Origin of the sequence: Saccharothrix tamanrassetensis, from assembly GCF_014203665.1 — a bacterium.
Lineage (GTDB): Bacteria > Actinomycetota > Actinomycetes > Mycobacteriales > Pseudonocardiaceae > Actinosynnema > Actinosynnema tamanrassetense.
The window spans coordinates 116,146-137,129 of the sequence record NZ_JACHJN010000001.1; the positions used below are offsets into that span (position 1 = coordinate 116,146).

17 protein-coding genes and 1 riboswitch are annotated in these 20,984 nt (G+C 72.6%); of the genes, 7 read left to right on the forward strand and 10 right to left on the reverse strand.

The genetic code is table 11. The features are described from left to right. The first annotated feature begins 59 nt into the window (after positions 1-59). Both FHS29_RS00590 and FHS29_RS00595 read left to right on the forward strand, forming a co-directional pair. Positions 60-1,037: a YncE family protein gene (locus FHS29_RS00590; protein WP_184687191.1), complete on the forward strand. Its 978-nt coding sequence runs from the start codon at positions 60-62 to the stop codon at positions 1,035-1,037. Beyond that, positions 1,034-1,246: a DUF5703 family protein gene (locus FHS29_RS00595; protein WP_184687193.1), complete on the forward strand. Its 213-nt coding sequence runs from the start codon at positions 1,034-1,036 to the stop codon at positions 1,244-1,246. The genes FHS29_RS00590 and FHS29_RS00595 overlap by 4 nt, the downstream gene beginning before the upstream one ends. Positions 1,247-1,350: 104 nt before the next feature. Here FHS29_RS00595 and FHS29_RS00600 read toward each other — a convergent pair whose 3' ends face one another. From FHS29_RS00600 to FHS29_RS00610, 3 genes are read right to left on the reverse strand one after another with little or no spacing between them, the layout of a single operon-like run. Continuing rightward, the gene (locus FHS29_RS00600) at positions 1,351-2,448 is read right to left on the reverse strand and encodes an SWIM zinc finger family protein (RefSeq protein ID WP_184687195.1); all 1,098 of its coding nucleotides are present in this window, start codon (positions 2,446-2,448) and stop codon (positions 1,351-1,353) included. Further along, the gene (locus FHS29_RS00605) at positions 2,445-5,135 is read right to left on the reverse strand and encodes an SCO1167/SCO6262 family helicase (RefSeq protein WP_512700864.1); all 2,691 of its coding nucleotides are present in this window, start codon (positions 5,133-5,135) and stop codon (positions 2,445-2,447) included. Before FHS29_RS00605 ends, FHS29_RS00600 begins: the two co-directional genes overlap by 4 nt. Positions 5,136-5,148: 13 nt before the next feature. Further along, positions 5,149-5,730: a PadR family transcriptional regulator gene (locus tag FHS29_RS00610; protein ID WP_184687199.1), complete on the reverse strand. Its 582-nt coding sequence runs from the start codon at positions 5,728-5,730 to the stop codon at positions 5,149-5,151. A gap of 55 nt (positions 5,731-5,785) precedes the next feature. Between FHS29_RS00610 and FHS29_RS00615 the strand changes: the two genes are divergently transcribed. Continuing rightward, positions 5,786-6,772 carry a GNAT family N-acetyltransferase gene (locus FHS29_RS00615; protein WP_221455248.1) on the forward strand — a complete coding sequence of 329 codons (987 nt, stop codon included), beginning with the start codon at positions 5,786-5,788 and terminating at the stop codon, positions 6,770-6,772. On the opposite strand, the gene FHS29_RS00620 is transcribed toward FHS29_RS00615, so the two are convergent. Together FHS29_RS00620 and FHS29_RS00625 are read right to left on the reverse strand one after the other, a co-directional pair. Next, entirely contained in the window at positions 6,759-7,535 is a 777-nt protein-coding gene (locus FHS29_RS00620; protein ID WP_184687201.1) for a putative protein N(5)-glutamine methyltransferase, read from the reverse strand. The genes FHS29_RS00615 and FHS29_RS00620 overlap by 14 nt on opposite strands. Positions 7,536-7,669: 134 nt before the next feature. Next, entirely contained in the window at positions 7,670-8,458 is a 789-nt protein-coding gene (locus FHS29_RS00625) for a TetR/AcrR family transcriptional regulator (RefSeq protein WP_184687203.1), read from the reverse strand. Between the two features lie 73 nt (positions 8,459-8,531). On the opposite strand from FHS29_RS00625, the gene FHS29_RS00630 reads away from it, so the two are divergent. The 3 genes from FHS29_RS00630 (at position 8,532) to FHS29_RS00640 (ending at position 13,206) form a co-directional block, all read left to right on the forward strand. Next, positions 8,532-10,799, forward strand: a complete 2,268-nt coding sequence (locus tag FHS29_RS00630; RefSeq protein WP_184687205.1) for an ATP-binding cassette domain-containing protein — start codon at positions 8,532-8,534, stop codon at positions 10,797-10,799. A gap of 92 nt (positions 10,800-10,891) precedes the next feature. Further along, positions 10,892-11,719 carry a siderophore-interacting protein gene (locus FHS29_RS00635; RefSeq protein ID WP_184687207.1) on the forward strand — a complete coding sequence of 276 codons (828 nt, stop codon included), beginning with the start codon at positions 10,892-10,894 and terminating at the stop codon, positions 11,717-11,719. 311 nt (positions 11,720-12,030) lie between these two features. Further along, positions 12,031-13,206: a 4-hydroxybenzoate 3-monooxygenase gene (locus FHS29_RS00640; RefSeq protein ID WP_184687209.1), complete on the forward strand. Its 1,176-nt coding sequence runs from the start codon at positions 12,031-12,033 to the stop codon at positions 13,204-13,206. 71 nt (positions 13,207-13,277) lie between these two features. Here the strand turns inward: FHS29_RS00640 and FHS29_RS00645 are convergent, their stop codons facing one another. The 4 genes from FHS29_RS00645 to FHS29_RS00655 all read right to left on the reverse strand — a co-directional run bounded on the left by FHS29_RS00645 (position 13,278) and on the right by FHS29_RS00655 (position 18,099). Further along, the gene (locus FHS29_RS00645) at positions 13,278-15,611 is read right to left on the reverse strand and encodes a PEP/pyruvate-binding domain-containing protein (RefSeq protein ID WP_184687211.1); all 2,334 of its coding nucleotides are present in this window, start codon (positions 15,609-15,611) and stop codon (positions 13,278-13,280) included. A gap of 159 nt (positions 15,612-15,770) precedes the next feature. Beyond that, entirely contained in the window at positions 15,771-16,742 is a 972-nt protein-coding gene (locus FHS29_RS00650; RefSeq protein WP_312864674.1) for a S8 family peptidase, read from the reverse strand. Further along, positions 16,739-16,948 carry a hypothetical protein gene (locus FHS29_RS36480; RefSeq protein WP_246439747.1) on the reverse strand — a complete coding sequence of 70 codons (210 nt, stop codon included), beginning with the start codon at positions 16,946-16,948 and terminating at the stop codon, positions 16,739-16,741. The genes FHS29_RS00650 and FHS29_RS36480 overlap by 4 nt, the downstream gene beginning before the upstream one ends. Before the next feature lie 116 nt (positions 16,949-17,064). Then, positions 17,065-18,099, reverse strand: coding sequence for a DMT family transporter (locus FHS29_RS00655; protein ID WP_184688523.1), 1,035 nt, complete (start codon positions 18,097-18,099; stop codon positions 17,065-17,067). Between the two features lie 181 nt (positions 18,100-18,280). Here FHS29_RS00655 and FHS29_RS00660 point away from each other — a divergent pair, with 181 nt between their 5' ends. After that, positions 18,281-19,270, forward strand: coding sequence for a prenyltransferase/squalene oxidase repeat-containing protein (locus tag FHS29_RS00660; RefSeq protein WP_184687214.1), 990 nt, complete (start codon positions 18,281-18,283; stop codon positions 19,268-19,270). Positions 19,271-19,432: 162 nt separating this feature from the next. On the opposite strand, the gene FHS29_RS00665 is transcribed toward FHS29_RS00660, so the two are convergent. After that, positions 19,433-20,698, reverse strand: coding sequence for a cytochrome P450 (locus tag FHS29_RS00665; protein WP_184687216.1), 1,266 nt, complete (start codon positions 20,696-20,698; stop codon positions 19,433-19,435). Between the two features lie 104 nt (positions 20,699-20,802). Next, a riboswitch (cobalamin riboswitch) is annotated at positions 20,803-20,915 on the forward strand. The last annotated feature ends 69 nt before the right edge of the window (positions 20,916-20,984 follow it).

The window sequence follows — 20,984 nt, forward strand, 5'->3', positions numbered from 1 at the left end:
GTGGTTTCGTGATGGATGCTGGGAGGACTTGTCGCGTTCGGGTTAGTGGAGGTTCGACGTTGCGCCGACTGGCCGCGGTGGTGCTCACCGGAACCGCGTTGCTCTCCGGCTGCACGACCGAGCAGAACTCCGGTGACCCGTTGCAGGTGGCCGCGACGCTGGAAGCGGCGACGCCCGCCGTGTCGCCGCGGCAGTCGGACTCCCCCGCCGGCACGGTGCTGCCGCTGGCCGGGGCCACCGCCGTGGCGGTGTTCGGCGGTCAGGTCGCGGTGGCCGTGGCCGAGCCCCCCTCGGTGCTGCTCTACCCGCTGGACGCGTTGGCCGCGCCGCGGGTGGTGCCGCTGCCGGGGGTGGCGGAGCGGCTCGCCGTCGTGGGTGACGCGCTGGAGGCCCCGGTGCCGGGCCGCGGTGTCGTGGTGACGGTGCGGGCGGACGGGTCGACCGCCGAGCGGGGGGTCGACGGCGGGCCGGTGGACGTGGCCGTGGTGGCGGGCAGGACGTTGGTGGCGCGCCGGGACGCGAAGCTCGTGGGTGTGGACCACGAGGTGGTGACCGGGGTGTCCAGCCCGGACCGGGTGGTGGCGGCGGGCACCGACGCGGTGGTGCTGGACCGGCCGCGCAGCGCGGTGTTCGACGTCGACCTGGACGGCCCGGAGGGTCCGCGGCTGGGTGCGGGTTTGCGGGCGGGTGACGGCGCGACGTCGATGGTGGCCGACCGGTTCGGCCGGGTGCTGGTGGTGGACACGCGCGGCGGCGAGCTGATGGCGTTCTCGGTGAGCCCGCTGATCATGCGGCAGCGCTACCCGGTGCCGGGCGCGCCGTACGGGATGGCCTACGACGAGCGCCGCGACCTGGTGTGGATCACACTGACCGGGCTCAACCAGGTGGTGGCGTTCGACGTCGCGGGGGGCGAGCCGGTGGAGAGGTTCCGGTTCGCCACGGTCCGCCAGCCGGATTCGGTGGCGGTGGACCCAGGCAGCGGGCGCGTGTTCGTCGCGTCCGGGGACGGCCAAGGGATGCAGGTGATCGGGATATGAGCGAAGGGGTGGTCGACGGGGATTGGGAGTACCGGCCGCTGCGGCTGCCGGCCGGTGTCTCCCGTCGCACGGCGACGACGCAGCTGACCCTCCACGCCGAGTTCGCGGGCTGGGAGCTGTCCAGGACGCTGCTGTTCGGCGACGGCTCGCGCAAGGTGTGGCTGCGCCGCAAGCGGACGGCCGCGACCTTGCCCGGGGTGATCACCTAGTCCCGGACCTGCGGTGATCCGCGCCCGTCCCACGGGCGCGGATCACCACCACGCCCGTGGTACCACAGCTGTGGTACTCGACGGTCGTGTGCCGGTCGAGGTGGTCAGGTGAGTTCGGAGAACGCGGCGGCGGGGTCGCGGTCGGCGGTGCCGGTGGGGTGCCACTCGCCGGCGCGCGACCGGTAGGGGTACCAGCGGCCGTCGCGCCCGTAGCGCAGTTGCCGGTCCCGCACGGTCCACCGGTTCCGCCAGGTCTTCGCGGCGGGCAGTTCCCCGCCTTCCCAGGCCGCGCGGGCGCGGGCGGCGTCGGCCTTCGCCGGGGTCCAGGCCTCGTCGAGCACGTCGAGCCCGGCCGGTCCGCCCTGGCGCCACGCGTCGAGTTCGCGCGGGTGGGCGTCGAGCCGGTCGGCGAGCACGGGCAGGGCGGCGGCCATCCGGATGCGGTCGCGGCGCTCGTCGAGCACCGGTCGTTCGCCGGTGAGCAGCAGCTCGCGGGCTTTGCCCGCCGCGTCGGCGACCAGCAGGGCGAGCACCTCCACGTCGAGGCCGGGTGCGGGTTCGAACTCGGGCAGCGGGCCGAGGTCGGCCAGGGGCGGGTCGTCGGGCAGGTCGGCGGGTTGCCGGGCGTAGGCGTCGACGGCGAGGACCCCGGTCGACGGGCGGGCGCCGGCGACGACCTCGTCCTGGTCGCGGCCGCGCAGCAGGAGCAGCACCCACGGGTCGGCGTCGAGCAGCCAGGAGGCCTGGTGGCACAGCGCGGCGGCGTGCCTGCAGGGCAGTTCCCAGCCGGGGCAGGTGCACTCGGGGTCGAGGTCGCCGATGCCGGGCAGGAGCCCGAGGCCCGCGTCGGCGGCGGCGTCGGCGAGTTCGCGGGGCATCTCGCGGTCGAGCAGGGCGGCGAGGTGGCCGGCCTTGGCGGCGATCTGGCCGAGGAACCGGTGCCACTCGGCGTCGGTGAACGGCGCGAGCCGCACGGTGGTCTGGTAGGTGTCCTCGGTGTCGTAGACGGCGGCGGACAGCCTGCCGGGGCTGACGGTGATGGTGCCGACCAGTCCGGCGTGGGCGTACTTGCGGCCCTGCCGCAGCGGGGCCTGGTCCAGGGAGGTGTCCTCCACGGCCTGCAGCCAGGCGCGGCCCCACCAGGACCGGGCGCGGCGCACGCCCTTGCCGAACGCGGGGAAGCCCTTGACGCGTCCGCTCATGCCCTCAGCTCCACCAGGTTGGCCAGTTCGTCGTCGGACAGTTCGGTGAACGCGGCTTCGCCGTGGGACAGCACGGCGTCGGCGAGTTCGCGCTTGGTGCGCAGCATCTGCGCGATGCGGTCTTCGATGGTGCCCTCGGCGATGAGCCGGTGGACCTGGACCGGGCGGGTCTGGCCGATGCGGTAGGCGCGGTCGGTGGCCTGGTCCTCCACGGCGGGGTTCCACCAGCGGTCGTAGTGCACGACGTGGTCGGCGCGGGTGAGGTTGAGGCCGGTGCCGGCGGCTTTGAGGGACAGCAGGAACACCGGGTTCTCGCCGTCCTGGAAGCGGCGCACCATGTCCTCACGCGCGGGCACGGGGGTGCCGCCGTGCAGGAACTGGCTGGGGATGCCGCGTGCGGCGAGGTGCCTGGCGATGAGCCTGGCCATGGCGACGTACTGGGTGAACACCAGGACCGCGCCGCCCTCGGCGAGGATGGTGTCGAGCAGTTCGTCGAGCAGTTCGAGCTTGCCGGAGCGGCCGGCGAGCCGGGGTTCGGTCTCCTTGAGGTACTGCGCGGGGTGGTTGCAGACCTGTTTGAGGCCGGTGAGCAGTTTGACGATCTTGCCGCGGCGGGCGATGCCGTCGGCTTCGGCGACCTCGGCCATGAGCTCCCGCACGACCGCCTCGTAGAGGGCGGCCTGTTCGCGGGTCAGCGCCACCGGCTGGTCGGTCTCGGTCTTGGGTGGCAGCTCGGGTGCGATGCCGGGGTCGGACTTGCGCCGGCGCAGCAGGAACGGCCTGATCAGCGCGGCGAACCGGTCGGCGGCGGCGCGGTCGTGGTCGGCCTCGATGGGCTTGGCCCAGCGGGCCTTGAACCGGGGCAGGGTGCCGAGCAGGCCGGGGGTGGTCCAGTCGAGCACGGCCCACAGCTCGGCGAGGGTGTTCTCGACCGGGGTGCCGGTGAGGGCGACGCGGGCGGCGGCGGGGATGCGGCGCAGCGCCTTGGCGGTGTCCGACGCGGGGTTCTTGACGTGCTGCGCCTCGTCGGCGACGACCAGGCCCCACTCGACCTCGGCGAGCCGGTCGGCGTCCACCCGCATGGTGCCGTAGGTGGTGAGCACGAACCCCTCGTGCGCGAGTTCGCGGCGGGTGCCGTGGTAGCGGCGGACGGGGACGCCGGGCGCGAAGCGCTCGATCTCGCGCTGCCAGTTGCCCAGCAGCGACGCCGGGCACACGACCAGGGTGGGTCCGCTGTCGCGGTGCAGGTGCAGGGCGATGAGGGTGACGGTCTTGCCCAGGCCCATGTCGTCGGCCAGGCAGCCGCCCAGGCCGAGCGAGGTCATCCGGTCCAGCCAGCGCAGGCCGCGGAGCTGGTAGTCGCGCAGGGTGGCCCGCAGCGCGGCGGGCTGCCCGACGGGTTCGTCGTCGAGCAGGGCGAGCTTGGCGCGCAGCTCGTCCAGCCAGCCGGTGGCGGCGACGCGGACCTGCTCGCCGTCGATCTCGGTGACGCCGGTGAGCGCGGCACCGAGGGCGTCGATGGCGGTGACCGGCTTGAGGTCGCGTTCGCGGGCCTTGCGGGCCAGTTCGGGGTCGACCAGGACCCACCGGTCGCGCAGCCGCACCACCGGCCGGTGCGCTTCGGCGAGCCGGTCGAGCTCGTCCGGGGTGAGCGGGTCGTCGCCCAGCGCGAGCTGCCAGTTGACGGTGGTGAGCTGGTCGGGGCCGAAGAACGCGGGCCGGTCCCGGTCGTCGCCGAGGACGACCTTCGCGGACAGGTCGCGCAGCAGGTCCTTGGGCCAGTGCACGTCCACGCCGGCCGCCGCGAGCCGCACCGCGCCGTCGCGCAGCAGCTGCTCCACGTCGGAGTCGAGCAGCGCCACCTCGTCGGGCACGGGCAGGTCGAGCAGCCGTTCCAGGGGCGGGAAGGCGCGCGCGGCGCGGCGGATGCCGACCATGGCGTCGGACTGGGCCCGCCGGTCGGCGCCGGCCCACAGCAGCGCGGCGTCGACCACCGCGGTGGGGTCGGCGAGGCTGTGCACCTGGACGACGGCGCGGAACGAGTCCAGGCCCTCGATGCGCAGCGAGATCCGCACGCCCTGGTCGGCCCAGTCGCGCAGGTGCGGCACCTGCTGCGGGGCCGGGGAGGCGAACGCGGGCGCGCCGGCGGCGCGCACCGCGGCCGCGCCGCGCGGCATGGTGTCCGCGACGGCGTCCAGGAAGGCCCGGACCAGGGGTTCGGCTTCGGCGAGTTCGAGCGGGTCGCGGCCGGGCAGCGGCACGGCGCGGGCGTGCGCGGGCATGGCGTCGGCGAGGTCGCGCACCCGGCGGGCGTCGGCGGCGTCGAGCGGGCCGAGCCGCCAGGCGTCGAAGTCGCCCTCGGTGACGGCGGGCCGCACCCGGCCGCGGGCGACCAGTTGCAGCGCGACGACGACGGCCGCGCCCCAGAACGCGGCGGCCGGGTGGGCGTGCGGGCTGCGGCGGGCTCTGGACAGCACCGGCACGGCCTCGGCGACCGCCAGCCGCAGGGCGGCGACCTGCCGTTTCGTGCCGTCGGGCTGGGCGATGGAAAGTTCCCCGAAGGCCGGTGCCACCGCGTCGGGCTGCTCGCCGTCGGGCAGGTGGTCGCCGTAGAAGGCCATGGTCGACATGCGTGGCGGGTCGGCGGGTTCGAAGACGACCGCGCACCGTTCGAGACCTGTGTTCAGTGCTCCCCCTTGGCTACTCAAGTTTGAGTATAGACCAACTGCCGGGTCCGCCCGGCGAACCGCGGTCGCCCGCCATCGGGTACGCCCCTGCTTCGAGGCGTTCCAGCAGGCCGCGCGTCCACGCCACACCGCTGCCGGCGGTGTGCTCCCACAGCCCGAACAGCTCCCGCACGTGCGCCGGCTCGCCCCACCCGGCGGCCTGCTCGCGGGCGGTGTCGCGCCTGGACTCCAGGGCGGCCAGCCGCTCGTGCAGCAGGGCCACCGCGTCGGCGCGGGTCAGCGACGGCAACAGCGCCAGCCCCGCGGCGAGCATGTCGGGCCGGGTCTCCGGGCGGCGCAGCGCGTCGCGCAGCAGCCGCCGGAACTCCTGCTCGCCCTTCGCGGTGAGGACGTAGTCGGTGCGCGCGGGCGGCACGGTCTCGTCGGTGAGGCAACCGTCCTTGGTCAACTGCTTGAGCGCGTGGTAGATCGAACCCCACTTGACGTTGGCCCACTCCCCCGCGCCCCAGGACATCAGGTCGTTGCCGATCAGGTAGCCGTGCGCGCGGCCGTAACCGCGCACCACGCCGAGGACCAGCAGCCTCGTCGCCGACATCGTGCTCCTGCTCCTGCCGTATTCCGGTTCCGCGATCAGGGTAGGCCGGGCGAGGATGGGCCCGTGCCCCGGCAAGGTGATCACCGGGGCGGTGCCGTCGGAGAAGGAGTTGGTGGTAGTGATCAGCCTGCGCCCGCTGGACGACGAAGGCCTGGAGCGGCTGCTGGCCGTCGCGGTGGCCGACGCCGACCCGGAGGACGTGATGCCGCCGGGCTGGACACCGGACCGGACCGAGGAGTTCCGCGAGTTCTACCGCGGCTTCCGGCGCCACGCCTACGAAATCGTCGAACGCGACCGCACGCTGGGCATGATCCGGCTGACCGACACCGGGCAGACCGGCCTGTGGGTGGCCCGCTCGGCACGCGGCGCGGGCGTCGGCGTGCAGGCCGTGCGCCGGGTCGTCGACCAGGCGTGGGCGCGCAGCATCCGCACCATCACCGCCGAGACCACCACCGGCAACACCGCCGCGCTCAAGGTGCTCAAGCGCGCCGGCGCGACCGTCGAGGTCGACGGGGACGCGGTGCGCGCGCGGATCGCGGTGCCGGTCGAACCGGCCACCGACATCGCCGACCCGACCCGGCTGGTGCTGGAGTACCTGGACTTCTACCGCGACACCCTGCTGCGCAAGCTCGCCGGCCTGTCCGACGAGGAGCTGCGCACCAGCCGCGTGCCCTCCGGCTGGTCCCCGCTCACCCTGGTCAAGCACCTCGCCCACGTCGAACTGCGCTGGATGCGGTGGTACTTCCGCGGCGAGGACGTCGAGCACCCGCGCGGCAACCCGGCGGTCGACGACGCCGAGTGGACCGTGGAGGACGGCGACACCACGGAGAGCATCCGCGACTTCTACCTGGCCCAGTGCGCGCGGTCACGGGAGATCACGGCCGCCGCCGGGCTGTCCGACCGCGCCGCGAGGTGGACGTGGGACGGCGCGCCCACGCCCACCCTGGCCTGGATCCTGTTCCACATGCTCCAGGAGTACGCCCGGCACGTCGGTCAGCTCGACGTGGTGCGCGAACTCACCGACGGGGTCACCGGGGCGTAGTGCCGACCACGACGGTCGCGTCCACGTCGTCCGACCGCGCGACCGTCGTGGCGAACCCGGCTCGGCCGAACGCCGCCACCGTGCCCGCCGCCTGGCGTTCGCCGGTCTCCACCAGCAGCGCCCCGCCGGGCGCCAGCCACGCCGGGGCCTCCGCGATCACCCGCCGCTGCACGTCCAGCCCGTCCCGACCGCCGTCCAGCGCGACCAGCGGCTCGTGGTCGCGCGCCTCGGGCGGCATGGTGCCGATGGCCGCGGTGGGCACGTACGGGGCGTTGGCCACCAGCACGTCCACCCGGCCCTTGAGCGCGGCGGGCAACGCGGCGTACAGATCACCCTCGAACACCCTGGCGGGATCGAGGTTGCGCCGCGCGCACCGCACCGCGGCCGGGTCGACGTCCGCCGCGTACAGCTCCACCGACGCCACGGCCGCCAACGCCGCGCCCACCGCGCCCGTGCCGCAGCACAGGTCCACCACCACGGCGCCGGCACGGGCCAACGGCACGGCCTGCTCCACCAGGAACCCGGTACGGGTGCGCGGCACGAACACCCCGGGCTCGACCGCGATCCGCAGCCCCCGGAACTCCGCCCACCCCAGCACCTGCTCCAACGGCAGGCCCGCCACCCGGCGGTCCACCGAGGCCGCCAGCGCGGCGGCCGTGTCGGCGGCCTCGACCAGCAACGCGGCCTCGTCCTCGGCGAACACGCAGCCCGCGGCCCTCAGCCGCGCGACGACACCGGACAACGACGACTCATCGACGAACAAGGGAACGCCTTCCGCATCTCCACGGGCGTCCCGCCCCTCACCGGCACCCGGCACCCGGCAGGCACGACCCGACCACCACAATTACGGAAACGGGTCTCACCTCCCCGCGCTCGCGACCGACAGGCCCGCGAACCCTATCCCACCGATCGGGCGACGGCGGCCTCGATGCCGTCCAGCAGCACCTCCAGGCCGACGGTGAAGTTCCACTCGGCGTGGCGCTCCAGGTACGGCGTGCAGTCGTCGTCGGCCGCGGGCGGATCCAGCTCCCCGAGCCACGCCACCAGCGGGAACTGGCGCTCGAACGGCGCGGAGAACTCCTCCACCAGCGGCGACCGCGCGTACCACCACTCCTCGTCGGAGACCCCGGTCTCGCGGGCGGCCCGCCGCGCGTCGGCGATCACCTCCGCGGCACCGCGCACGAACTGCGTCACCACCCCGACGACCCCGCGCAGCACCGACCGCTCCAGCCCGGTCTGCCGCAGGATGCGCAGCAGCGTCTCCAGCATGGTGAACTCGTTGGGCCCCAGCACCGGCCGCGCCTGCGAGACCTGCAACACCCACGGGTGCCACAGGTAGAACGCGCGCACATCGCCCACCCACGCGGTCAGCGCCGCCCGCCACCCCTGGTCCGACGGGTACTCGGTCGGCAACTGCCCCAGCACCTTGTCGTACATGAGGTCGAGCAGCTCCGCCTTGTTCGGCACGTAGGTGTAGAGGGCCATCGCGGTGCGCCCCAACCGCTCCCCCACCGCGCGCATGGACAGCGCCGACATGCCCTGCTCGTCGGCCACCGCGATGGCGGCGTCCACGATGGCGTCCACGCTGAGCCCCGGCTTCGGCCCCGGCCGCGACCCGGCTTCCGCCGAGCGCCACAGCAGCGACATCGACCGGCGCGGGTCACCTTGTCCGGCGAACACCACCACTTGCATCTCCTTACGCCATAAACTAACCTGTCCGCGACTTTACGCCATAAACAAAGCAGGGGGAAGCAAGCGCATGGCAACGGCGGCCGACAGCCACGACCTGATCGAAGTACGCGGCGCACGCGAGAACAACCTCAAGGACGTCAGCGTCGACATCCCCAAACGACGCCTCACCGTCTTCACCGGCGTCTCCGGTTCCGGCAAGTCCTCCCTGGTGTTCGGCACCATCGCGGCCGAGTCGCAGCGCCTGATCAACGAGACCTACACCGCGTTCATCCAGTCCTTCATGCCCAACCTCGGCCGCCCCGACGTGGACGCCCTGCGCAACCTCAGCGCCGCCATCGTGGTCGACCAGGAACGCATGGGCGCCAACTCGCGCTCCACCGTCGGCACCGCCACCGACGCCCACACCATGCTCCGCATCCTGTTCAGCCGCCTGGGCACCCCGCACGTCGGCACCTCCGGCGCGTTCAGCTTCAACCTCCCCGAAGGCATGTGCCCCGACTGCGAGGGCCTCGGCCGCGCCTCCAGCATCGACCTCGACGAACTCGTCGACCGGGACAAGTCCCTCAACGAGGGCGCCATCAAGGTCCCCGGATTCCCGGCGGACAGCTGGTACGTGCAGACCTACGGCGCCTCCGGGTTCGTCGACCCCGACACCAAGCTCAGGGACTACACCGAGCAGCAGTGGGCCGACTTCCTGCACAAGGAGAACACCAAGGTCAAGATCGGCAAGAGCAACATCACCTACGAAGGACTCGTCCCCAGGGTGCAGCGGATGTTCCTGTCCAAGGACCGCGAGTCCATGCAGGCCCACATCCGCGCCTTCGTGGACCGCGCCGTCACCTTCACCGCCTGCCCCGCCTGCGGCGGCACCCGCCTCAACCAGGCCGCCCTGTCCTCCAGGATCCAGGGTGCCAACATCGCCGACTGCTCCGCCATGCAGATCAGCGACCTCGCCGACTGGGTCGCCAAGATCGACGACGACTCCGTCGGCCCGATGATCGCCACCCTCCGCGACACCCTCGACTCCCTGGTCGAGATCGGCCTGGGCTACCTCAGCCTGGACCGCCAGTCCGCCACCCTCTCCGGCGGCGAGGCCCAACGCGTCAAGATGGTCCGCCACCTCGGCTCCGCGCTCACCGACGTCACCTACGTCTTCGACGAACCCACCGTCGGCCTGCACCCCCACGACATCCAGCGGATGAACGACCTGCTGCTGCGCCTGCGCGACAAGGGCAACACCGTCCTCGTCGTCGAGCACAAACCGGAGACCATCGAGATCGCCGACCACGTGGTCGACCTCGGCCCCGGCGCGGGCACCAACGGCGGCGAGATCCAGTTCACCGGCACCGTCGCCGCACTCCGCGCCTCCGACACCCTCACCGGCCGCCACCTCGACCACCGCGCCCGCCTCCGCCCCGACACCCGCCGACCCACCGGGCACATCCCCATCACCGGCGCGAACCTGCACAACCTGCACGACGTCAGCGTCGACGTGCCCCTCGGCGTGCTCACCGTCGTCACCGGGGTCGCCGGATCCGGCAAGAGCTCCCTCATCCACGGCTCCCTGGCCACCCGTGACGACGTCGTCACCGTCGACCAGTCCCCCATCCGCGGCTCCCGGCGCAGCAACCCCGCCACCTACACCGGCCTGCTCGACCCCGTCCGCACCGCGTTCGCCAAGGCCAACGGCGTCAAAGCCGCCCTGTTCAGCGCCAACTCCGAAGGCGCCTGCCCCAAGTGCAAGGGCATCGGGCTGGTCTACACCGACCTCGCCATGATGGCCGGCGTCGCCACCGTCTGCGAGGAGTGCGAGGGCAAGCGGTTCACCCCCGAAGTCCTCACCCACCTGCTGCGCGGCCGCAACATCAGCGAAGTCCTCGCCATGTCCGTCGCCGAAGCCCGCGACTTCTTCACCGAGAAGCAGGCCAGGGCCGTCCTGGACCGGCTGGCCGACGTCGGCCTGGGCTACCTGTCCCTCGGCCAGCCCCTCACCACCCTGTCCGGCGGCGAACGGCAACGCCTCAAACTCGCCATCCAGATGGCCGAGAAGGCGTCCACCTACGTCCTGGACGAACCCACCACCGGCCTGCACCTCGCCGACGTCGACAAACTCCTCGCCCTGCTCGACCGGCTGGTCGACGACGGCAACACCGTCATCGTCATCGAGCACCACCAGGCGGTCATGGCGCACGCCGACTGGATCATCGACCTCGGCCCCGGAGCGGGCCACGACGGCGGGCGCATCGTGTTCACCGGCACCCCCACCGAACTCGTGGCCGACGCCGACACCCTCACCGCCCAGCACCTGCGCCGCTACGTCGCCGCCCGCCCCTGAACCCGGTCGGGGCATCGCCCGGCCGCCACCGGCCCGGCGATGCCCCGACCGGCACCACACCCGGTCCGACCAGCACCGACCCGAGGAACGCCGTGCCCCTCCTGCACGTCACAGCAACCCACCCGGTCACCCCGCACGTCGTGCGCGTCCGGTTCACCGGCGACGGCCTGGACGACTTCCCCACCTGGCCCGACCAGCAGCTCAAACTGCTGATCCCCAAACCCGGCCACCCCGTCCCCGACCTGCCGGCGGACCGCGACGACAAGTACGGCACGGGCTGGTACCAGGCCTACCAGTCCATCCCCGAACCCGAACGCCCCTGGATGCGCAGCTACACCGTGCGCGACCACCACCCGGACACCCACGAGATCGACATCGACTTCGTGCTGCACGCCGACGCGGGCCCCGCCACCCGCTGGGCCGCGACCGCCCGACCCGGCGACACGATCGGCCGCTACGGGCCGTCCGCCGCCTACCGCACCCGGCTCGGCAGGTTCGACTGGATCCTGCTGGCCGGCGACGAGACCGCCATCCCGGCCATCGCCGGTCACCTCGCCGCACTCCCCCACGACGCCCGAGCCGTCGTCCGCATCGAGATCAGCGACCCCGCCGAGGAACAGCCGCTGGACACCGCCGCCGAACTCGACCTCCACTGGGTGCACCGGGGCACCACTCCGCCCGGCCACGGCACCGGCCTGCTCAACGCCGTCCGGGCCGCCCCGTTCCCCGACGGCGAGGCGTTCGCCTGGATCGCCGGCGAAGCCGGCACCGTCCGCGCCATCCGCCGACACCTCATCGGCGACCGGGGCCTGGACAAGCGCCGGATCGACTTCGCCGGCTACTGGCGGCTCGCCCTGACCCAGGACGACGCCCCCACCGAGGAAGACCTCGCCGAAGCCCGCGAACGCGTCGCCGACTGAAGACGCCCCGGTCATCTCCGGTGACCGGGGCGTCGGCCTTACCGCCGGCATCCTCCTCGACAGCCCCTTGCCGGGCTCCCTTCGAGGTTCTTGCGCTACCACGACGAGCGGTTCGGGGCGGTTGATCAACTCTTCGCAGCTCAGTGCGTTGTGTGAAGTAGGAGGTCGACTTCCTGCAGGTAGATCGACGAGTGATTAATTCCAGTCTTCACTGAAGTTATGGAATAGATAGATCATCGGATGCCGAAAAGGTTGCCGCTCAGTGGAAGTCGCCCCTGTTCGCGGGGCGCCCGGTCGCGCAGGCTGCTCCCATGCGCACACAGATCGCCATCGTCGGTGCCGGTCCTGCGGGGTTGCTGCTCTCGCACCTGCTGTCGTTGCGCGGCATCGAGTCCGTGATCGTGGAGAACCGGTCACGCGCGTACGTCGAAGCCCGTATCCGGGCGGGCGTGCTGGAGCAGGACACCGTGGACCTGCTGGTGGACTCCGGCCTCGGCGACCGGCTGAAGTCGCAGGGGCTGCGGCACGACGGCATCCACCTCCAGTGGCCGGGCGAACGCCACCGGATCGACTTCCACGCGCTCACCGGCCGGTCGGTGTGGATCTACGGCCAGACCGAGGTGGTGAAGGACCTGCTCGGGGTACGTGCCGACGCGGTGCACTTCGAGGTGACGCAGACCGCTCTGCACGACGTCGACTCCGACCGCCCGAGCGTGTCGTTCGTGGACAGAGACGGCGTGGCGCACGTGGTGGAGGCCGACATCGTGGTCGGCGCGGACGGGTTCCACGGCGTCAGCCGTCCGACGATCCCCGCACCGCTGCGCCGCACCTGGGAACGCGACTACCCCTACGGCTGGCTGGGCATCCTGGCCGAGGTCCCGCCGTCCACCGACGAGCTGATCTACGCCTGGCACCCGCGCGGGTTCGCCATGCACAGCATGAGGTCGCCGCAGCTGAGCCGGCTCTACCTCCAGGTGGACCGCGCGGAGAACGTCGAGGACTGGTCCGACGACCGGATCTGGGACGAGTTGCGCACCCGGCTCGGGCTCGACGGCTGGACGCTGGCCGACGGCCCGATCGTGGACAAGGGCATCACCCCGATGCGGAGCTTCGTCAGCACACCCATGCGCCACGGCCGGCTGTTCCTGGTCGGCGACGCCGCGCACATCGTGCCGCCGACCGGCGCGAAGGGCCTCAACCTCGCGGTCGCCGACGTCGCGGTGCTGACCGAGGCGCTCGACGCGTTCTTCACCGAGCGCCGCACCGACCTGCTGGACAGCTACGAGGAGCGGGCGCTGCGCCGGGTCTGGCGGTGCACGCACTTCTCGTGGTGGATGACCTCCATGCTGCACACCTCCGGCGACGACCTGGACCAACAGCTGCAACTGGCCCAGCTCCGCTACGTCTGCTCGTCGCAGGCCGCCGCGACCAGCCTGGCCGAGAACTACGTCGGACTCCCCCACGAACTGGCCCGCTCGGGCTCCTAGTCCCGGGCACCCTGTCCCCGGGACACCTTTCCCTGGGACACCTGTCGTCGGGCACCCTGTCTTCCGGGTGCCTAGTCGACGGGGGTCACGGTGCCGAGGCCGCCGTCGACCCGGATGCGGTCGCCCGTCCGGATCCGGGTGGTGGCGTTGCCGCAGCCCACGACGGCGGGGATGCCCAGTTCGCGGGCCACGATCGCGGCGTGGGACAGCGGGGCGCCGACGTCGGTCACGACCGCCGCCGCGCGCGGGAACAGCGGGGTCCAACCGATGTTGGTCACGGTGGTCACCAGGATCTCGCCGGTTCGCAGGGCGTCGCCGTCTTCGACGGAGGCGATCACCCGGGCCACGCCTTCCGCCACGCCCGCCGCGCCGGGCAGGCCCGAGACGCTGTCTCCCGGTGGTGTGGCGGAGGCGTCGTGGACGTCCATCCGGCGGTTCGGGTCGGCCGCCCACGAGACGGGGTCGAAGTGGCCTCTGATGATCGTGGGGTACGGCGGCAGTGCCCGGTAGCGCTCGTAGGCCTCGCGCCGGGCCTGGATCGCCGATGCCGGGCGGTCGTCGCCGCTGAGCACGGCGAGGGTCTCCTCCAGGGACAGGAAGAACACGTCGTGGCCGGTCAGTTCGGCGGCCCGCACCAGGAAGGCCCGCAGGACGCCGAACCCGCGCACCATCTCGGACCGGGCGCGTTCGCGGCGTCTGGTGGTCTCGGCGAGGGCGTCGAGCCTGCGGCCGAGCCGGGCCGCCTTGGCGGGGTGGGCGGCCACCAGCCGCTGCCGGGCCGCGTCCCGTGCCGCCGCCTGCCGGGCCAGCAGCTCCCGCGGGTCGGGGGTGTCGGTGGCGAGTCGGCGGTCCAGCCAGGCGGGGTCCTCGGACGGACGCGGTGCGGACACCTCGTACTCGTCGGCGAAGCGGTGGCCCCAGTCGCGCAGGTAGGTGGCGCGGTCGATCTCGCCGCGCCGCAGGCGGGCCAGGCCGAGCAGCGGGCCGAGGCTGGCGAGGTCGCCGGACGCCCCGTGCGCGCCGGTGAGCAGTGCGGTGGTGTCCTGTTCGCCCACGAGGCGGCCGAGGTCGCGGCGCAGCCTGGCGTTCGTGCCGATGCCGCCGCGGGCTCCCGCGTCGTACATGCGGACGTCGTCGCGCAGGAAGGTGTCCAGTTCGGACTGCCACAGCGCGCGCAGTTCCGCCGTGGTCGAGGCGGCGGTGATGCGGGTGCGCAGTTCCTCGGCGCGGGCCGGTGCGGAGGCGATGAGGCCGTCGATGCGTTTGGCGTATTCGCGACTGGTCTTGACGAACGGCACGGCCGCCGCGATGGCCGCGCTCAGGGTCGCCGGGCGGTTCAGCGGCAGCCGCGGCACCTCGACGCCGTCGGGGATGCGGCCGAAGGTGTGCACGGCCAGCCGTCGCATCGTGCCGCCGAGTCCGAGGGCCGTGCCGACGGCGAACGCGGCGCTGAGGTTGAGGTAGAACCGGCCGCCGATGTTGCCCGTGGTGGGGTGGCCGCCGATCGGCGGCTGGGCGAGCACCTGGACGATGGACCAGGTGGCGGGTGTCATCACGCTGGGCACGGCTTCGCCGAGGTTGGCACACGTCCACAGGTAGTCGCCGCGCAGGCTGTCGTTCCAGACTTCCTCCAGCGCGGTGATCGGCCGGGCCTGGAGGATGGCGAAACGGCCTTCGCGCAACGCCCATTCGACGTCCACCGGCACGCCGTACAGGTCCTGGATGCGGGTTCCCAGGGCGGCCAGTTCGAGTACCTGCCGGTCGTCGAGCAGGTCGCCTCCCGACCGCACTGCACCGTGGGAGACCACGTACGTGTCCGGCGTGATCTCGCCGCCGACGAGTGCCTCGCCGAGGCCGGGAGCGGCGTTGACGACGGTCTCGTCGCGGGCTCCGGTGACCGGGTTGGCGGTGAACAGCACGCCCGCCGCGTCGGCGGGTACGAGTTCCTGCACCACCACGGCCATCGCGGTGTCGGTGATGCCGTTGCGGGCCCGGTAGTCGACGGCCCGTTCGGTCCACAGTGACGCCCAGCAGCGCTTCACCGCGTCCAGCACGTCTTCGCCGCGCACGTCCAGGAAGGTGTCGTGCTGGCCCGCGAACGACAGGTCGGGCAGGTCTTCGGCGGTGGCCGACGAACGGACCGCCAGCGGCGCGTCGGGCAGGGCGACGAGGATCGCGTCCGCGATCTCCCGCGGCATCTCCTTCGCCGCGAACCCGGCGGCGGTCGGATCGCCGGTGTCGAGGCCGTGGGCGAACACCCGGTAGGCGTGGGTGGTCACGTGGAAGCCGCCGGGCACGGGCAGGCCGGCGCGCACGAGCCGTGCCAGCGATGCGCCTTTGCCGCCCACCGTCGCGAGGTCGGCTCCGGGATCGTCCAGCGGCAGCACGAACGCGTCGGTCCCCATGCCGCGATCCTGGCAGGCCGTTGCTGAGAGCGCGTCGCGACCCTGTTGTCACGCAACACCGGACATCGGTGCGGTGTCGGTGTTCCAGGCTTGAAGCAGTCGTTCCGCTGGTTCCCGGCGCGCGGGTGGGGACGTGGAACCCCGCGCGCCGGGGTTGATTCACAGGCCGGTGGTGAACAGCAGGCGGTTGACCGTGCCGCCGGTGCCGCCGCCGTTGACGACGCCGGGTGTGGCGTTGGTGTTGAGCCAGTTGTGCACGGTCGCCGGGGACGCCTCGCCGAAGCGCGACTTGTACAGCGCCGCCACGCCCGCGACGTGCGGGGTGGCCATGGAGGTGCCGCTCATCGAGCCGCTGCCGCCGGTGCGCAGCGTGGAGGTGATCGAGCTGCCGGGCGCGTAGAGGTCGACGCAGGATCCGGTGCTGGAGAAGGAGGAACGGGCGTCGGTGCGTTCCGAGGACGCGACGACGGAGGCGGTCTCGACCTTGCGCGGCAGGCGGTCGCACGAGTTGCCGCCGGTGTTGCCCGCCGAGGTGGCCAGGAAGACGCCGGAGGAGATCATGGCGCGGATGGCGGTCTCCAGGCTGGCGGTGGCCGGGTAGTTCCAGGAGGTGTTGGCCACGGCCGGGCGCTGGGCGTTGCGGGTGACCCAGTCGACGGCGTTGAGCGCGGCGGTGGTCGTGGTGCTGCCGGCGCAGTTCATCATCTTCACGCCGTGCAGCCGGACGCCCTTGGCGACGCCGTAGGTGGTGGAGCCGATGGTGCCGGCGACGTGGGTGCCGTGGCCCTGGCAGTCGGTGTTGTCGGTGTCGATGGCGTTGTAGTCGAACGTGGCGCGGCCGCCGAAGTCGGCGTGGCCCGGCGTGATGCCGGTGTCGATGATGTAGGCGTGCACGCCGGAGCCGTTGACGTTGTAGGTGTAGCCGGCCGACAGCGGCAGGTTGCGCTGGTCGACGCGGTCGATGCCCCATGACGGCGGGTTGGCCTGGGTGATGTCGAGCGCGTCGGTGACCAGCATGTCCTGTTCGATGAGCTTGACCGACGGGTCGCGGCTGAGCTTGCGGAGCTGGGTCGGGGTGAGCTTGGCGGAGAACCCGGTGAACGCGGCGTCGTACACGTGGGTCGGGGTCACGCCCGCGGTCGCGGCGGTGGCCGGGCCGTGGGCCCCCGCTCGTCGAGGGTGACGATGTAGGTGTCCTCGACGGGTCGGGCGGTGGCGGTGGCCGCCGGGACGAGGATCGGCGCCTGGTGCGCGGCGGCGGACGCGACGCCGGTGGCGAGGCCTGCCGTGGTGACGGCGGCGGCGAGCAGGGCGAGGGTGGTGGTGAAAGGACGCACTGGTCGGCTCCTTCGGGTGATCCCCGGGCGGGTGCGCTCCGGCGCAGGGTTGACGGAGCGGACAGTCACTCGTCCGGGGTTCAATCGAGGAGCCTGACCTGCCTTTTATGCCATGGTCAACAGAGGTCGGCCGAACGGCCGCCGGTGTGCTCACGCTCGGTGGGGACGACCGGGGATCGGTGGGGTGGGCGTCCGTCTTGCGGCGGTTCGGGCGGGGCCGATCGGGTCACGGCCGCCCGGTTCGGAGCGGTTCGGTTCGGAGCGGTTCGGTTCGGGGCCGTTCGGTTCGGGGCCGATCGGGTCAGGGCCGATCGGGTCAGGGCCACCTGGGTCAGGGCGACGCCGATCAGGACCACCGCCATCCCCGCGATGATCCGCGGTGTCAGCGGTTCGCCGAGCACGATGGCGCCGAGCGCGACGGACACCACGGGCAGCAGGTAGCCGACGGTGGCGGCGCTGGTCGCGCCTTCGTCTTCGATGATGCGGTAGTTGAGCACGAAGGTGATGCCGGTGCCGAAGATGCCGAGGACGACCACGGCGATCAGCGCGGTGGCGTTCGGGTGGGCGGGGCCGGATGCCGGGAGGGCGAGCGCGCTCAGGCCGGTGGCGGTCATCAGCTGGGCGGCGGAGATCGCCATGGAGCCGCCCCTGCCGACGAGGTTGCGTCCCATGTAGGCGAACGCGACGGCGTAGCTGGCGGCCGCGCCGAGCAGGGCGAGTGCGCCCCAGCTCGCCAGGCCGTGCTGCTGCCACGGCGCGAAGATGAGCAGGACGCCCGCGAAGCCGAGGACGAGGCCGCCGACGCGGGTCGGGGTGAGCCGGCCGCGTTCGCTGCCGATGACCAGGCCGATCAGCAGTGACCACAGCGGGGTGGTGGCGTTGAGGACGCCGGCGACGCCGGAGTCCACGGTCTGCTCGCCGATGCCGAACAGCAGGAACGGCACCGCGTTGCAGAACAGCGCCGCGACGACCAGGTGCCCCCAGGTCACCGGGTCGCGCGGCAGCTTCTGGCGTTGGGCGACGGCGAGGACGAGCAGGACCGACGCGCCCAGTGCGCAGCGGATCACGGTGAGCTGCACGGGGGTCAGGCCGGTGAGGGCGAGTTTGATCCACAGGAAGCCCGATCCCCACAGCAGGGCCAGCAATCCCATCCGCACCATCGATTTGCTCGACACCCGGTCCACGGTGCCTCAGCAGTCGCGTTAAGAAAAGTGAAGGCTTGTGGAGTCACGTTAAGCGTTGCTACACGATTCGGTCGTCGGAAGCCCGGATGGCCGATTGACGGCGGTGGGAGCCTGGCTGCGTTTGTTCTTCCGGGGGAAGGGTTTTCGGATGAGACGCGTGTTCGTGGCTCTGTTGTGCGGTGTCGCCCTGCTGGTGCCGATTCCCGCTTCGGCCGGGGTCGACCGCGCGGATGCGGCGGCCGGGTGGTTGGCGCGGCAGATGGTGGCCGGCGAGCGGTTCGAGGTGGAGTTCGACGGGGTGCGCTACCCCGACCAGGGTCTGACCATCGACGCGGTGTTCGCCTTCGCGGCGGCACGGGCGTCGCGGGGCTACGCCGACCGGGCCCTGGCGTGGTTGGCGCGCCCGGAGGTCTCGGGCGGCTACCTCGGCACCGGGGGCGAGGCCTACGCGGGTGCGCACGCCAAGCTGTTGCTGGCGGTGCTGGTGGCGCGCGAGGATCCCCGGGCGTTCGGCGGGGTCGACCTGGTCGCCGGGTTGCGGGGCTTGCTGGCGCCGTCGGGGCGGTTCTCGGACCGGTCGGCGTTCGGGGACTTCAGCACGGCTTTCAGCCAGTCCTTCGCGGTGATCGCACTGGACCGGACGCGGGAGGGGGCGCCGGTCGCGGCGGTGGACTTCCTGGCGGGCACGCAGTGCTCGGACGGCGGTTTCCCGGTTCGGTTCGGGCAGTCGCCGTGCGTCGGCGATGTCGACGGGACGGCGATGGCGGTGCAGGCGCTGCTGGCGGCCGATCGGCCGGTCGACGCGCGGGAGGGGTTGGCCTGGTTGACCGGTGTCCAGCAGTCGTCGGGCGGCTTCGGCGCGCCGGCCAACGCGAACAGCACGGGGTTGGCGGCGCAGGCGTTGGCGGCGGGCGGCGAGGTGCACGCGGCGCACCGGGCGCGGTCGTTCCTGAAGTCGTTGCAGGTCGGCTGTGCGGGAACGCCTCAGACCCGGGGCGCGATCGCCTATGACGCGTCGGGGTTCGACCCGGCCACCGCGGTGCGGGCGACCGCCCAGGCGGTTCCGGGTCTGACCGGCACGCCCTTCCGCGCGTTGCGCGGCGGCGGGGTGGCCGGTGCTCCGACCCTGTCCTGCTGACCGACCGTCCTGCTGACCGACCGTCCTTCCGGCCCACCGACCTGCCGACCGGCGACCGGACCGGACCGGGGACGCCATCGGGTCCGCCGGCTGCGGCCGATCGGAGCGGGCGACCCGCCGAGGCGGCAACGCTGCCGTCGGCGGGTCGCCCGCTCCGGGACGTCAGCGGGTGTGCACCATCAGCGCGTCGACGCCGTGCACGATCGACGCGGTCCGGTACATGGGCGCCTCGTCGGCCATGCGCAGGTTCGGGAACCGTCGCAGCAGGGCCGGATAGGCGGCCCGCAGCTCGATCCGCGCCAGTTCCGCGCCGACGCAGCGGTGCGCGCCGTACCCGAACGCCAAGTGCGCGGAGACCTTCCGCGCGGCGTCGAAGTCGAGCCGTTCCAGGCCTTCCCGGTTGGCGGCGTTGAGGGAGACCACCACCACGTCGCCTTCCTTGATCTCCGTGCCGCCGATGTCCAGGTCGTGCTTGGCGAACCGGGGGAAGGCCACCTGCACCACGCTGAGGTGCCGCAGCAGTTCCTCCACCAGCGGCCCGACGGCCTTGTCGTCGTCGCGCATGGCCGTCCGCGCCGCCGGGTCGCTCATCAGCACGATCGCGCCCAGCGCCAGCATGCTCGCGGTGGTGTCGAAGCCGCCGGTCAGCACGCCGTCGGCGAGTCCGGCCAGTTCGGCGTCGCTCACCGAGTCGCCGTGCTCCCGGATGATCATGCCGATCAGGCCGTCGCCGGGGTTGCGGCGCTCGCGCCGGACGATCCGCTCCATGTACTTGAGCGACTCGGAGATCGCGCCCAGCGCCGAGCCCGCCCCGCCGAACAGGTCGAACCGCGCCGCCGCGAGCTCCTGGAACCGGGCGCGGTCCTCGTAGGGCACGCCGAGCAGCTCGCAGATGGCCAGCGACGGGATGGGCAGCGCGAACTCCTTGACCAGGTCGACCGGGCCGTCGGCGGCGGCCATCGCGTCCAGGCGTTCGGTGACGATCTCGTCGATGCGCGGCACCAGGCGCGACAGCCGGCGCATGGTGAACTCCGGCGTGAGCAGCTTGCGCAGCCGGGTGTGGTCGGGCGGGTCGGCGAAGCCGAGGCCGCCGGGAGTCTGCTCGATGCGCCCGACGGCCGCGCCCAACCGGGCGTAATCATTGCTGAACGCTTCTGTGTCGGAAAGCACCTTTTTCGCCTCGGGTTGGCCCGTGACCAACCACACCCTCACCCCGAACGGCACCGGCAACCGGTGGACCGGGCCGGACTCCCTCATCCGCTCCAACTCGGCGGCCGGCACCACCCCGTCCCGCTTGAGCGGGACCAGCGCCCGGTCCGGGAGCAGCGACAACGCGCGCGAACCGATCCTGCCCATGACCCACCGCGTGACCGAACGCCGTGCGACCCACGCCACCAAGCCGTCGCGCACCGACGCCAGAGTCGCCATCCCACACCCCTCTTCCCCAGGTTGATCCGACCGACGGTAACCGTACGGACGAGCGGGCAGCATCGCGCCACAGGCGGATTGACACGCCAGGCCCGGTGAGGAGACGATCGGCAATCGCGCACGACGCGGGGGAAGCCGGTCGGAATCCGGCGCTGACCCGCAACGGTAGGTCCGAGGACGGACGAGCCCGAACACCCGCCGTGCGCGCAACGCTCCCGACACCGTCGAGGTCCACGGGTCGGAGCCTGGGGAGGTCGGTGACGGCTGTCCGGGGTCCGCTGTGCCG